This is a genomic window from Janthinobacterium sp. CG_23.3 (assembly GCF_046115965.1).
GTDB lineage: Bacteria > Pseudomonadota > Gammaproteobacteria > Burkholderiales > Burkholderiaceae_D > Janthinobacterium.
Window position 1 is genome coordinate 66,386 of record NZ_JBJXIB010000001.1, and the last position, 13,460, is coordinate 79,845.

Here is a 13,460-nt window from a genome sequence, read left to right on the forward strand (position 1 = left end):
CGGCGGCGGTGGCTTGTGACAGGGGCGCCGCCGCGACCACCCCGATAATACCGTTCAAACTTCTTAATACGCGTCCCGCTGCGTCGACGCCACCAGCGCCTCCAGCGGGCGCCGTCCGAGCAGCCAGAAAATGAGCGGCGTCAGCAGAGAATCGAGGATGGTCGAGCTGATCAGGCCGCCAAAAATGACCACCGCGACCGGATGCAGCAATTCCTTGCCGGGCGCGTCGGCGGCCAGCAGCAGTGGTGTCAGCGCGAACGCCGCCACCAGCGCCGTCATCAGCACCGGCGTCAGCCGCTCCAGCGAGCCGCGCACGATCATCGCCTGGCTGAACGGTTCGCCCTCGAACTTGCACAGGTTAATATAGTGGCTGACTTTGAGAATGCCGTTGCGCGTGGCGATGCCCGCCAGCGTGATGAAGCCGACCATCGACGCCACCGACAGCGCAATGCCGAACAACCACATGGCCAGCACGCTGCCGATGAGCGCGAACGGAATGTTGCCCATGATGATGGCCGCCAGCGTGGCCGAGCGATAGCGCGTGTACAACACCAGGAAGACCAGCGCCAGCGAACCCAGCGCCAGGCCGGCGATCAGCCGCTGGGCCTGCTCCTGGGCCTGGAACTGGCCTTCGATGCTGACGAAATAGCCGCCCGGCAGTTGCATGGCGGTGCTGGCGCGGCGCACGTCGGCGATAACGCGCGACATGTTCGAGCCGTCGGTGTTGGCGTACACGACGATGCGGCGGCGCCCGTTCTCGCGGCCGATCTGGTTCGGTCCGTCGGCGTCCTCCACCGTGGCGATGGCCGACAGGGGGATGCGCCCGGCCGGACTGTCGAGCAGCACCCGCGCCAAGTCCTGCGGCGTGCGCGCCTGGTCCGGCAGGCGCAGCATCAGGTCGTAGCGGCGCGCGCCGTCCACCACCTGGGCCATGCGGGCGCCCTCGGACAACGTTTCCAGGGTCTTTAGCACTTGGCCGGGCGCCAAGCCGTACTGGGCCGCCTTGCGGTAGTCGATGCTGACTTTCACCTGCGGAATCAGCACCTGGCGCTCGACCGACAGGTCGACCAGGCCGTCGACGGCGCCAAGGCGGGTGCGCAGGCCGTCGGCCAAGCCGCGCAGCGTGTCGATGTCGTCGCCGTAGATCTTCAGCGCGATTTGCGCGCGCACGCCCGACAGCAAATGGTCGAGCCGGTGCGAAATCGGCTGGCCGATGGCGACCGACGCCGGAATCGACGCCAGTTGCAGGCGGATCGCCGCCATGATTTGCTCGCGGCTGCGCGCCGACGCCTTCAGGTCGACGTCCAGCTCCGACGAGTGGACACCCTCGGCATGTTCGTCCAGTTCGGCGCGGCCGGTGCGCCGGCCCACTTTGAGCACCTCGGGCACCTGCCCGATCAGCCGTTCGGCCAGCGCGCCCATGCGGTTCGCCTCGGCCAGCGAGGTGCCCGGCGTAAACGTCATGCCCATCACCAGCGAGCCCTCGTTGAAAGCCGGCAAGAAGGCGCGCGGAAAGAACGGCACCGTGGCCGCCGCGGCCGCCACGCACAGCAGCGCCACGGCGATAATCGCCTTGGCGCGCGGGAACGACCAGTGCAGCGCCGCGCTGTCCCATGCCTTCAGGCGGCGTAGCAGCGGGCTGTCGCCGCGCTGGCGCAGCGCCATCGCCGGCAGCAGGTAGGCGGCCAGCACAGGCGTGACCGTCATCGATACCAGCATCGAGGCGAAAATCGAGACGATATAGGCGATCCCGAGCGGCGCGAACAGGCGCCCCTCGATGCCCGGCAGCGCGAACAGCGGCGCGAACACCAGCACCACCACGACGGTCGCGTAGACGATGCCGGAGCGCACCTCGACCGAGGCGCGCCAGACCACCTCCGCCACCGACAGCGCGCTGTCGCGACCGCGCAGGCGCAGCCGGCGCAGGATGTTTTCCACGTCGACAACGGCGTCGTCGACCAGTTCGCCGATGGCAATGGCCAGCCCGCCCAGCGTCATGACGTTGATCGACTGCCCCAGCAGGTGGAAGGCGAGGGCGGTCACGGCCAGCGACAGCGGAATGGCCACCAGCGAGATGGCGGTGGTGCGCGCGTTCAGCAGGAAGGCGAACAGGACGACGGCAACCAGGATGGCGCCGTCGCGCAGCGCCTCGACGACGTTGGCAATCGAGGCGTCGATGAAGTCGGCCTGCCGGAACAGCACCTGCGGCGCCGCCAGGCCGGCCGGCAAGCCCTGCTTGAGTTCGGCCAGCGCGGTCTCGATGGCGGCCGTCAGCCGCACCGTGTCGGCGGCGGGTTGCTTTTGTACGCTGACGATGACGGCCGGCCGGCCGTTCATGCCGGCGTCGCCGCGTTTCAGGGCGGCGGCGTAGCGCACCGCCGCCACCTGCTCCAGCAGCACCGGCGCGCCGTTGCGGTAAGCCACCGCCAGGCCGCGCGCGTCGTCGAGCCGGTTGGTTCGGCCGACGTTGCGGATCAGGTATTCGCGCCCGTTCAGGTCGATGAAACCGCCGCTGCTGTTGCCCGAGAAGCCGCGCAGCGCCGTTTCCAGCTGTTCCAACGTGACGTTGAACTGCGCCAGGCGCGCCGGGTCCGGTTCGACGCGCAGTTGGCGCACCTCGCCGCCTATCGGCACCACCTGCGACACGCCGGGAATCGACAGCAGGCGCGGGCGCAGAACGAAGTCGGCGTACTCGCGCGCCTTCATCGGGTCGGTTCTGGCCAGGTCGATCGGCAGCGCGATCAGCATGATCTCGCCCATGATCGAGGAGACCGGCCCCATCACCGGGGCAATCGCGCCGGGCAGTTGCTCCTTCACCTGGGCAATGCGCTCGGCCACCAGTTGGCGGTTGCGGTAGACGTCGGTGCCCCAGTCGAACTCGGCGTAGACGATAGCCAGGCCGATGCCCGACACCGAACGCACCCGCGTCACCCCCGCCATGCCGTTGAGCGCGGTTTCGATGGGGAAGGACACCAGTTGCTCGACTTCCTCCGGCGCCATGCCGCCGGCCTCGGCCAGCACGGTGACGACCGGCTTGTTCAGGTCGGGGAACACGTCCACCGGGGTGCGCCAGGCGGTCAGCGCGCCGCCCAACATCATCATCAGCGCCGCGGCCAGCACGAACAGGCGGTTGCGCAGGCTAAAACCTACGATTGCGTTGAACATGGCGGCCTACCTGACCTGGTTGATCAGTGCCGCGCCGTCGACGACGACGCGGTTGTCCGCGCTCAGGCCGGCGGTGACGACCACGGTGTGCGCGTCCAGCGCCTGGAACCGCACCGGCAGCGCGATGAAGCGCGTGGCGCCGGACTTGATCCACACGATCGGCTGGTTCGACGGGTCGCGCGCCAGCGCCCGGGCCGGCAGGGCCACGCCCTTGAGCTTGGTTTTCAATTGCGCCAGCACCGTCACCGGCTGGCCGAGCGCCAGGCCCAAGTCCGGGTTGCGCTCCCGGCCGCGGGCGCGGGCGCGGAACGTCAACGGCACGGCGCCGTCGCGCAGCACGCGGCCGCCGCCCAGCAACTCCAGTTGCACGTCGCCGCCGCCGTCCAGGCCGGCGCTGGCGATTTTTTGCGCCAAGCCGGCGTCGGTGGACTGCGCCTCGACCAACATGCGCGCCGGATCGACGACGTCGAACAAGACGTCGCGCGCCTCGACGATCTGGCCGTTCATGGCGTTGGCGCTGGCCAGCACGCCAGTCGCCGGCGACAGCAGCGGCTGGCGCCCGCCAATGGACTGCGCCACCGCGCGTTCGCGCCCGTTCAGACTGGTCAATTCCGCCCTGGCCGCCTCGATATCCTTGGCCGGCACAGTGCCTTCCAGCAATTCCAAGCGGCGCACACGCTGTTCCAGCAGGACGCGATTGGCGCGCAAGTCCGCCAGTTGGGCCTGCTGGTTGCCGCTTGCTATCGCGTCGGCGACCGGCAGCACGTAGGCCAGCACCTGGCCTTTGCGCACCGTCTCGCCGGCCACGGGCAGGCCCTGCGGCCCGGGTTCGATGCGGCCGGCGAACGGCGCCTGCACCCGGCCGCCGGCGTTCGGGTCAACCGCGGCCCGGCCGTTCAGCGCCACCGTCAGCGGGTGCTCGCCGTCCTTGGCCATGACGGTGCGGATCGCCATGCTGCGCTGCGCCAGCTTGGGCACGTTGACGCTGCCGTCGGGCAGCCGGACCAGGCCGGTGGCGGCGCCGGCCGCCTGGCCGTCGAGATGTTCGCCGTTCGGGCCGTGGGCGCCGGGCGAGGCAAGCGCCGCCGAGGCCAGCGCGGCCGCCAGCAGCAACGCGCGCGAGACAGTGTGGATGGGTTGCATGGTCATTTTCCGATCTTCAATTGACGCCGGCGCAGCAGGCCGACGGCCAGGGACAGCAGCATTACCGGCGCGCCGATCCAGACCCAGCGCGGAAAACGGGCTGGGGCAGGGGCGTGCGCCGCGGTGGCCGCAACCTCAAGCGTGCCTTCGAGTAAATCACTGTCCTTCCCGGCGACCAGGGTAAACAGCAGCGCGTGCTTGCCCGGTGTTGAAATGGCTTGCAAAAAGCGCTGGTCGGTAATCGCGTAGTCGCCGATGTCGGCATGGAAGGTCGCGCTGGCCTTCAGTGCTTGATATTGCACGTCGAGCTTGCCGTTGAGCACAGGTTCGTTGCTCTCGTAGCGGTCGATTAAGATCGACAGCTCGCCACCGGACAAGGTGCCGACCAGTTCGAAGTCTTCGGTAACGGCTTCGATGCGCGGCACGGCGCCGGTGCTGGCCTGGCCGGCGGGGCCGTCGAGGTGCTCGCCGTTGGGGCCGTGCGCGCCCGGCGAGGCCAGGGCCGTCGATGCGGCCAGCAGGCAGGCGGTGAAAATGGTGTTGCGTTTCATGGAATGATTCCTAAGGCTTGATTCAGTTGGGCATGAGCGAGGCCGAGCGCAACGCGCTGCTGGCGTTCCGCCATGTCCGCTTCGTGCGCCAGCACATGGGCGCGCAGCAGGTCGGCCAGGCCGCGTTCGCCGAGGCGAAAGGCCTTTTCGATCAGCCGCGCGTGTTCGCGCGTCAGCACGGCGCGCGCCGACGCCGTCTGCAAGGCGCCGTCAACCAGCGTCAGCTGTTCGCGGGCCAGCGCAATGTCCGACTCGATGGCGGCCCCGGCTTGCGCCAGCTCGGCGGCGCTGCTGGCCACCTGGGTGTGCGCGCCGGCCTCCAGCGGCCGGTTGAGCGAGGCGCCGCCGAACGGAATTTGCACGGCGAAACCAAGGCTGCGCGCCGCGCCGCCGCTGCCATCGCGCTCGCGCCGGGCGCTGACGCCGAGCGTTGGCGGCGGATTGCGGTTGGCGCCGGCCAGCGCCAACGCCGCCTGCGCGCGCTGTGTCGCGCGGGCGGCCGCCGCCAGCCGCGGGTGCCGCCGCGGCGGCGCTTGTTCGGCGATCGGCTCCGGTTCCGGCTTGGGAATGTCGGCCAGCCCGGTCAACGTGCGAAAACCGGCCAGCGCCTGCGCCGCCTGGCCGGCGGCCGCCGCCACGTCGCTTTGGGCCGCCAGTACTTCTTGCCGCGCCAGCAAGCCATCGCTGCGGGCCAAGTCGCCGGCGCGCACGCGCCGCGCCACCTCGTCGGCCAGCTCTTCCAGGTGGTGCTGGTGGTCGCGTTTCTCGGCCATTTTTTCGCGGGCGGCGGCCACCTCCCACAGCTTGGCGCGCACCTCGCCGGCGAGCGCCAGCCGGGCCGCGGCGCTTTGCGCGTCCAGTTCGGTGGCGTTGGCGTCGGCCAGCGCGGCGCGGGTGGCCTTCTGGCCGGGCAGCCAGACCGGCGCCGACAGGGAAATTTCGGTTTCGCGCTTTCCGCGCCGCTCGCTCCAACGGTCGCTGCGCTGGGCCAGGCCAAGCACCGGCGCGCCGGCGATCCACGAACGGGCGGACTCGCGGCCGGCTAGCGATTCGCCTTGGCGAGCAACCAGCGCGGCGGCTTGCGGCGAGCGCTGCCACGCGGCCTCGACGGCGTCGGCCAGGCTGGGTCCGGCCTGCGCGGCGGCGGGCGGCGCCATCAGCACGGCCGGCAGCGCGAGCAAACAGTAAATAAGACGACAAAGCGGGGGATGTGCGCGCATGCGACTCTCCATAGGGTAAGCGGGGCAATAAGCAGGCAGCGGGCAATCGATGGCAGGCGCGCGACGGCAGGCAAAACGGCGCCGGGCGCCGCGTGCGGGATCAGGAAATGCGCGACACCCTCGGTCGATTAACCGAGGGCGGGGGAAGGAGGTCTGAGCAGGCCGTCCGGCGCCGGGTCGGGCACGAACTGCGTGATATCGTCGAATTGAAGCGCAGAAGGGCCAATAAGCATGGCTGGCATGGCCGGCAAGGGCAGCCCGGGGGGCTGGTGCGCGGCCGAGTGGTCCGAAACATGCTCGGCTGACTCGTCCGAGTTGTCGTAATGCACGGTGCCGTCGGCGTCGTGGTGGTGCTGGACGCCGCCGGCATGGTCGCGTTCATGCGCGATGCCCGCCCCCTGCGCAGACGTCATCGTGCCAAATTGCATGGCAAAGCCATGCAAAGGCAAAAGGCAGATCAGCAGCAGAAAAAACAAACGTCGCACGGTGTAGCCCAGAACGGAATACGCTAATTATATCAGCGGGAGGGGGGGCGACGGCAGCGCGTCGGCCGCACTATTTTCTCAGCGTGGCCGGGCAGGCGCCGCAGCACGCCCCCCGCCTTCTCATGGCGGGGGGCGCGGTAAGACATTGATGACCGGTTCAATCAACGTTGCCAGGCGCGCCGAGCGCCATGGAACTCGTCAGGCTATAGGTGGGGCCGAAAGCGGTTCGCATGTGCGCCGCCACCTGGCTGATAGTTTTCGCTGGCGCCCTTATGGCAGCGTTCGGAGCACCGCCTTGGTCGGTGCCGAGAAGTTGTGGCCGTCGTGCTTGTCCCAGTTGATCGACCAGGTCATGACGCCGCGGAAGTCCGGGTAGGCCGCCGCCGGCCGGATGGTGCCGCAGTTGAGCAGGCGCGTCAGGCAATTGAGCGCATTGCTCACGTCGGCGGAGGTGGTGAAGCCCGAGTTGGCCGAGCTGCGTCCCGACGGCACGCCAAAGCCGACCTGGTCCGGCCGCAAACCGGTGAACGTGTTGTTACCGTACTGGAAGCCTTCGATCAACATTCTTGCGGTCGCCACCAGTTGATCCGCCGAGCCCGCCTTGATGGCATTGACCGAGTAGGGCGTGTAGATGTCGCCATTGTTGTAGTACTGTGGATGCAGCACGGTCAATTCGTTGCGCAGCGCGTTAATAATGGGAATATACGCGCCCCAGATGCTGCCATAGCTCGTGTAGCCGCCTTCGACATACACCCATTCCGGGGCCATCGACAGGTAAAAAGTCGAACCAACCTTGGCTTTGAGGTTCTTGACCGCGATCGGCAGGTAGGTCTGAATGGCGGCACCTTGGGCGACGCCGTTTTCCAGGTCGATGTCGATGCCGTCAAAGCCGTATTTGGTCATGATGGCGTACAGGCTGTTAGTGAAATTGGTCGCTTCGGCGGTCGAGCCGACGGACACGGTTCCGTTCTGGCCACCGAGTGACAGTACAATTTTCTTGCCCTTCGCCTGTTTGGCCTTGATATCGGCGATGAACTGCGCCTCGCTGCCGGCCCCCGGATCGAGCGTCAGACTGACGTTGCCGCCGCCGGCATTGTCCGCGAACGACACCATGATGACATCCCAGTCATCGCTGATCTGGGCAATCGGATAGGTCGCGCCGCTTGGATTGGTAAAGTTGTGCCAATAGCCGATCAACGCGTGTTTTGCCAGGCCGGGGGTTGGCGTAGGCGTAGGAGTTGGAGTTGGAGTTGGAGTTGGGGTAGGAGTCGGTGTTGGGGTAGGAGTCGGTGTTGGGGTAGGAGTCGGCGTTGGGGTAGGAGTGGGCGTGGGAGTAGGCGTTGCGCCGCAACTGCCCGCGCTGCTCCAAGGCTGGCCGCTACCCGCACCGCCATTGCTGGTCGAAGGATTGTTACCCTGGGTCCAATAATTCGCATTGTAGTTGACGCTGTTATAGCTGGCCTTAGCTCCGCTCACATAGACTGCGCTGCTGCTCCATGTAGCATAGCAATCCACCGCAGCCGCGACCACAGTGCTGCTCGCGTAGGTCTTTGTGCCACTTTCGCTTGTCCCTTCGCCGCCACCGCAGGCCGCGAGCGTGCCGCCGAACACACCGACTACCAAGCTGTTGATGATTGTCTTGTTCAATTACGTCTCCTTGTTATTGGTTTTGCTACGTCGAAAAGCACAGGAAAACTTGTTTTTTCGAGAATGCGAGCATTCCATCTGGTAGTCAACTGGTTTCAAAAAACAAATCACAACAAGCACCAATTTCTGTCAAGCGGCTAAAGTCTCCCAGTGCGCGCAAGCCAAACGTGGCAATACCAATTTCCTTCGCTAAGCAGGTGGTATCAGCGCAGAGGGCTAGGGCGACGGCATGGAAACCGGCATTTCAAGACCGGCCCCGGGGTTGTTGCGTCGCTTGGCGCTTCACGCTTGACATTCAGGCAACTGGGTGCCAGACTTGGTATTCCATTCAACTTCCACAGGAGACACGTCATGCGAACCAATGAGATTGTCGTCCTGTCGGCTGCCTGATCGCGCTTCTCCGCCTTTCGCTCCCGTTGTCACCTTTGATCTGAGCCGAGTGTGTTGAGACGCGCCTGATTGCGCGCCGACTTCCGTTTCTTCGTGCCTCCACGCTGTGCGTGGCGGCTTTGCGTGCGCTCGCCGCAAGCCTTACGAATCAGGGACTTCACTATTATCATGATCGACATCGATTTCGAATTACTCCGCAATATCGGCCTCAACCAAACTATCGCCAACCAGCTCTACACCCTTGAACAAGCGCCGCCGGGCGCCCGCTTGGCGCGCATCACCGAAGTGCAGCGCGACTGGCTGACGGTGCACGACGGCAGGGAGGAGTACCGCGTGCGCGCCTTGCCGCGCGTGCTGCAAGCTCTGCTGCTGCAAGACGTCGCCTTGGTCGTCGGCGACTGGGTGCAGGTGGAGGCGCACCCGAACGGCGAATACTGGATCGTCGCGCGGCTGGCGCCGGTGAGCCACATTGCGCGCCGTACCAATGACAGCCGGCGCCAATCGCTCGCCAGCAATATCGACACCGCCTTGCTGGTCATGGGCCTCGACCACGACTTCAACCTGCGCCGGATGGAGCGCTATATCGCGCTGGTACAGGCGGCCGGCGTGGCGGCGGTGGTGGTGCTGACGAAGGCCGACATCGGCAGCGAAGTTGCGCAACGCATGGCGCAATTGCAGCAACGCCTGCCCGCCAGCGTGCCGGTGTGTGCGGTGAACGCGTTGGCGCCCGACACGGCGGCGGTATTGGCGCCGTGGCTCACGCCCGGGCAGACGTTGATGCTGCTGGGAACTTCCGGCGCCGGCAAGTCAACGCTGACGAATACGCTCTGCGGCGGCGGCCAGCAAACCGGCGGGGTGCGCCGCGGCGACGGCCGCGGCCGGCACACGACGACCTCGCGCTCGCTACACCAGTGCGAGGGCGGCGCCTGCATCATCGACACGCCGGGGCTGCGCTCCTGGCGCCCGGACGCCGACGAGCGCGCGCTGGCGGCCACGTTCGAGGATATCGACGCGCTGGCGGCGGGCTGCCAGTTCCGTGACTGCGGCCACGCCGACGAGCCGGGTTGCGCGGTGCGCGGCGCGGTCGACGCTGACCGGCTGCGCAACTACCACAAGCTGTTGCGCGAGGCGCGGCGCGGGCAGCAGACGCCGCTCCAGCGAATCGCCGAACGCGCCAAGTGGAAGGTCTTGATGAAGTCAGTGCAACAGCGCGACCGCCACAATCGGGGCTAGCGTCGCCGCTTGCGGATGGATGGACGCGTCCCAAGGCCGGGCACAAATGCGGGTCCGGCCTGAAGGGGTATCGTTATACGCCGGAGCGCCGCCCGGCGTTGTATTTTTGCCCAGAAGATGGTGCGGAAGGCCAAGGTCGATAGGTGTATGAATCTAGCTTGGAGCAAGGCGGGTTATGATCGCCATCATCATATTCGAGAAAGACAGGCCACTCATGCGCCCTGCCACCAGCCGGCTCGCCGCGCTATGCTGACTATTTTTGACAACATCGTCTGGCATACGCTGTGCGGGCCGCATGCGCAATATAGCGTCGGCACGCCCGAGGCGCGCCGGTATGTGGCGGGATTCACGCCTTTTATCGCGTTTGCCGATCTGCAGCGTCCGAATTTCGACGCGTTGGCTCCCTTCGTCCTCCCGGACGAGCATGTGTATTGCGACGGCTGGGCCGGCGACGCCCCCGCCGGTTGGCGCATCGAGTCCGAAGCCACTCTGGTCAGGATGCTATGGAAGGGAGACATGCCCGCGGCCGACGGGGAGCCCGAGCCGGTGCTGCTCGAAGCCAGTCATGGCGCCGCCGCGCTCGAGCTGGCCGCGCTGACCCGCCCGGGACCGTTTGCGGCCCGGACCGTGGAGCTGGGCCGCTATGTCGGCATGTTTTGCGGCGAGCAATTGGTGGCGATGGCCGGCGCGCGCGCCAGCGCCGGCGGCTGGCAGGAAATCACCGGCGTTTGCACCCATCCCGACTTCCGCGGCAAGGGCTTGGCCCGCCGCCTCGTCCTTGGCTTGATCCGGCGCGCGATGCAGGACGAGGAGATGCCTTTTCTGCGCGTCATGCGCGACAACGCCGCAATTCACAGTCTCTACCAGCGCATGGGTTTTCGCGACTATCGCGACTCCACGGCCAGGGAAATTTCACGGCGCTGACGAGCGGCGGGCATCGCCGCCCTGATTCTTGGATTCATCGCTTTGCGATCATTTTCGTGCGAAGATCGCCGGCCGGCACAAAAAGGATAGTTGATGAAAATGAACTGGAAGCAAAGGGGCGCTGGCGTCGGCTGTTCGCTACTACTGGCCGCCGCTGCCGCCGCTGCGCCGCAGGCCGACACGGTCTACCGCAACGGTTATGTCTACACGGTCGATGCGCGCGACAGCGTGCACCAGGCGCTGGCGGTGCGCGCCGGACGCATCGTTTATGTCGGCGACGACGCCGGCGCCGCGCACCACACCGGCAAACGCACCCATGTCGTCGATCTGGGCGGGCGCATGCTGATGCCGGGGCTGGTCGACGGCCATTTGCATCCGCAATCGGGCGGCGCCCGTCTGCTTAACTGCAACCTGAATTACGCCTCGCTGACCGTGCCGCAGTTCCAAGCGCGTATTCAATCTTGCCTGGACGCCGACAAGCAAGGTGGCGCCAAGCACTGGCTGGTGGTGGTCAACTGGTTCCAACAAGGCATGCAGCCGGAGGGTGTAGCTACCGGCGTCGCCACGCTGGACGCGCTCAAGACCGCGCGCCCCGTCATGGTCCGTTCCTCGTTCGGCCACTCCACGCTGGTCAACAGCCGCGCGCTGCAACTGGCCGGCATTCAGCGCGGCACGGTCGATCCGGTGGCCGGCAAAATTACCCGCGACGCCCGTGGCGAAGCCAGCGGTCTGCTGGAAGACGCCGCCCAGGAGCTGGTGATGAAACTGGTGCCGCCGCTGACGCCGGCCGAGAACCTGGCCGCTTCCCGTGCCGCGCTGGCCGCGCTGCGCCAGCAGGGCGTAAGCAGTTTCCTCGACGCCTATACCGATCCGGAAACCATGACCGCCTTCAGCCAACTGCAACGGCGCGGCGAGTTGACCGCACGCGGCCACTTTGCCGTGTTGATCGCCCCCGAGGACGGCACGGCGCCGGGCAGGGCGGTGGCCGGGCTGCTCAAACAGTCGCGCCAATTCGACCAGGGCGCGACCCGGGTGGCGCCATCGCTGCAGGTGCGCCACGCCAAGCTGTTCATGGACGGCGTTATCGCCGCGCCAGCCCAGACCGGCACCTTGCTCGCGCCCTACTATATAGACCAGGGCACGCCGCAACAGCCGCACTGGGTGCCGGGCGCCAGCAAGGGGCCGGACAGCTACTTCCCGCCGACGCGGCTGCAAGGCGTGCTGCGCGAACTGGCCAAGGCCGGTATCGACCCGCACATCCACGCCGATGGCGACGGCGCCGTGCGCGACGCGCTCGATGCGCTCGCCGCGCTGCGCGCCACGCCACAGGGCAGGGCGCTGCGGCCGGCGCTGGCGCACGCCGAACTGGTCGATCCGGCCGACTTCGCCCGCTTCGCCGCACTCGACACCAGCGCCGTGCTGTCTTTCCAGTGGGGCAAGCCGGCGCCCGACATGGTGGCGGCGCTGAAGCCTTATCTGGGGCCGCTTCGCTATGACGTCGTGGAGCCGCAGTCGCTGCTGCTGGCGGCCGGCGCCCGCGTCGTCTACGGCAGCGACTGGCCGGTCGACGCGCTCGACGAATGGTTCGCCCTCAAGGTCGGCGTGACCCGCACGGCCGCGCCCGACGCCGGCGCCGAGTTCGCCGGCCAGCTCGGCCCGCATCCCGGCATGCCGCGCGCCGCCGTGCTGCGCGCGATCACGATGAACTCGTCCTACACGCTGCGCCAGGAACGCCAGACCGGTTCGCTGGAGGTGGGCAAGCTGGCCGATATGATCGTGTTGGACCGCAATTTCTTCACCATTCCGGCCGAGGACATTGCCAATATCAAGGTGTTGCAAACCATGGTGGGCGGAAAGATCGTGTATCGGGACAAGGGCTGGCCTGGCCTGTAGCGTTCGGCGGTGGCCGTTGCGTTCATAGGAGTGCGTGGCGGTCGGGGCTCCCGTCTGCCCGCCTGGCTGGCCGTGGGAGGCAAAGCAATGGGTTTCGGATCACCTCCGCGGGCAACCCTGTCTTACCAATTTTAGGGACTTGCTGGACATAGCGACGCGCGACGACATCAGGTACGTGGCCTTGGCGTCGCGGCCTTGCATATTGTTGGCTTGTCCAAGCGACACCGATATTTGACCCAAGGGGGTCCGTGTGTTGCCGGTGTTTCGTCTCACCTGCTAAATTTGACAGTGGGCCGTCTCGCTTGCTACTATAGATTGAGAAAAAAAACCTCCCGATGAAATCCTCCCGACAATTCCGATATGTTGCCGCGCTGATTGCGCTATTCAGCATGCTGTTCATGCAGCTTGCCGTGGCGTCGTACGCCTGCCCGAACCTGCGGACTGGGCAAAATAACGGAGCGCTGGCCCAATCGTCGGGTTCAGGGATGCGAAACATGTCCGCTTGTACCGGCATGGATATGCAGCAGCCGAGTTTGTGCCACGCCCACAGCCAAACCGGCAACCAATCCCTAGACAAGCCCGAGCTGCCGCAGGTGCAGCCCTTCGTCGCCGTCGAGTTGATGCAGGCGTTGATTTTCCTCGATACCGCCTACCGTCCGCACGCCGTCCAGTCACCCGCGCCGCTGTTGCAGCGCGCCACCGCGCCGCCGCTGTCCATCCGCAACTGCTGTTTCCGCATTTAAGCCTCCAGATCGCCTAGTCCGCCATCGTTGCGCGTCCCGCGCAGTCGATGTTGTTCAACGCCGTCT

General features: G+C 66.7%; 10 protein-coding genes. 4 read left to right on the plus strand and 6 right to left on the minus strand.

Annotation, left to right across the window (positions count from 1 at the left end):
- Nucleotides 1–63: 63 nt before the first annotated feature.
- The 6 genes from ACFDR9_RS00225 to ACFDR9_RS00250 form a co-directional block, all read right to left on the minus strand.
- Nucleotides 64–3,165, minus strand: coding sequence for an efflux RND transporter permease subunit (locus tag ACFDR9_RS00225; protein WP_409029660.1), 3,102 nt, complete (start codon nt 3,163–3,165; stop codon nt 64–66).
- Between the two features lie 6 nt (nt 3,166–3,171).
- Entirely contained in the window at nt 3,172–4,314 is a 1,143-nt protein-coding gene (locus ACFDR9_RS00230) for an efflux RND transporter periplasmic adaptor subunit (RefSeq protein ID WP_409029661.1), read from the minus strand.
- On the minus strand, nt 4,311–4,859 hold the full coding sequence (locus ACFDR9_RS00235; RefSeq protein WP_409029662.1) for a hypothetical protein: 549 nt from the start codon (nt 4,857–4,859) through the stop codon (nt 4,311–4,313). The genes ACFDR9_RS00230 and ACFDR9_RS00235 overlap by 4 nt, the downstream gene beginning before the upstream one ends.
- Nucleotides 4,856–6,079, minus strand: coding sequence for a TolC family protein (locus ACFDR9_RS00240; protein WP_409029663.1), 1,224 nt, complete (start codon nt 6,077–6,079; stop codon nt 4,856–4,858). The genes ACFDR9_RS00235 and ACFDR9_RS00240 overlap by 4 nt, the downstream gene beginning before the upstream one ends.
- Before the next feature lie 128 nt (nt 6,080–6,207).
- Complete coding sequence (locus ACFDR9_RS00245; protein ID WP_017875568.1) at nt 6,208–6,555, minus strand: hypothetical protein; 348 nt, start codon at nt 6,553–6,555, stop codon at nt 6,208–6,210.
- A gap of 279 nt (nt 6,556–6,834) precedes the next feature.
- On the minus strand, nt 6,835–8,211 hold the full coding sequence (locus tag ACFDR9_RS00250; RefSeq protein ID WP_409029664.1) for a chitinase: 1,377 nt from the start codon (nt 8,209–8,211) through the stop codon (nt 6,835–6,837).
- Between the two features lie 558 nt (nt 8,212–8,769).
- Here ACFDR9_RS00250 and rsgA point away from each other — a divergent pair.
- The 4 genes from rsgA (at nt 8,770) to ACFDR9_RS00270 (ending at nt 13,394) form a co-directional block, all read left to right on the plus strand.
- Nucleotides 8,770–9,834, plus strand: a complete 1,065-nt coding sequence (rsgA, locus tag ACFDR9_RS00255) for a ribosome small subunit-dependent GTPase A (protein ID WP_409029665.1) — start codon at nt 8,770–8,772, stop codon at nt 9,832–9,834.
- A gap of 246 nt (nt 9,835–10,080) precedes the next feature.
- Nucleotides 10,081–10,758, plus strand: a complete 678-nt coding sequence (locus ACFDR9_RS00260; RefSeq protein WP_409029666.1) for a GNAT family N-acetyltransferase — start codon at nt 10,081–10,083, stop codon at nt 10,756–10,758.
- Between the two features lie 93 nt (nt 10,759–10,851).
- On the plus strand, nt 10,852–12,651 hold the full coding sequence (locus ACFDR9_RS00265; protein ID WP_409029667.1) for an amidohydrolase: 1,800 nt from the start codon (nt 10,852–10,854) through the stop codon (nt 12,649–12,651).
- A gap of 335 nt (nt 12,652–12,986) precedes the next feature.
- The gene (locus ACFDR9_RS00270; RefSeq protein ID WP_409029668.1) at nt 12,987–13,394 is read left to right on the plus strand and encodes a hypothetical protein; all 408 of its coding nucleotides are present in this window, start codon (nt 12,987–12,989) and stop codon (nt 13,392–13,394) included.
- Nucleotides 13,395–13,460 lie beyond the last annotated feature (66 nt).

What these genes read in the sequence shown, in the direction of transcription:
- ACFDR9_RS00225 (WP_409029660.1), bottom strand. Translation starts at nt 3,165, where the DNA reads ATGTTCAACGCAATCGTAGGTTTTAGCCTGCGCAACCGCCTGTTCGTG.
- ACFDR9_RS00240 (WP_409029663.1), bottom strand. Translation starts at nt 6,079, where the DNA reads ATGCGCGCACATCCCCCGCTTTGTCGTCTTATTTACTGTTTGCTCGCG.
- ACFDR9_RS00270 (WP_409029668.1), top strand. Translation starts at nt 12,987, where the DNA reads ATGAAATCCTCCCGACAATTCCGATATGTTGCCGCGCTGATTGCGCTA.
- ACFDR9_RS00235 (WP_409029662.1), bottom strand. Translation starts at nt 4,859, where the DNA reads ATGAAACGCAACACCATTTTCACCGCCTGCCTGCTGGCCGCATCGACG.
- rsgA (WP_409029665.1), top strand. Translation starts at nt 8,770, where the DNA reads ATGATCGACATCGATTTCGAATTACTCCGCAATATCGGCCTCAACCAA.
- ACFDR9_RS00230 (WP_409029661.1), bottom strand. Translation starts at nt 4,314, where the DNA reads ATGACCATGCAACCCATCCACACTGTCTCGCGCGCGTTGCTGCTGGCG.
- ACFDR9_RS00265 (WP_409029667.1), top strand. Translation starts at nt 10,852, where the DNA reads ATGAAAATGAACTGGAAGCAAAGGGGCGCTGGCGTCGGCTGTTCGCTA.
- ACFDR9_RS00260 (WP_409029666.1), top strand. Translation starts at nt 10,081, where the DNA reads ATGCTGACTATTTTTGACAACATCGTCTGGCATACGCTGTGCGGGCCG.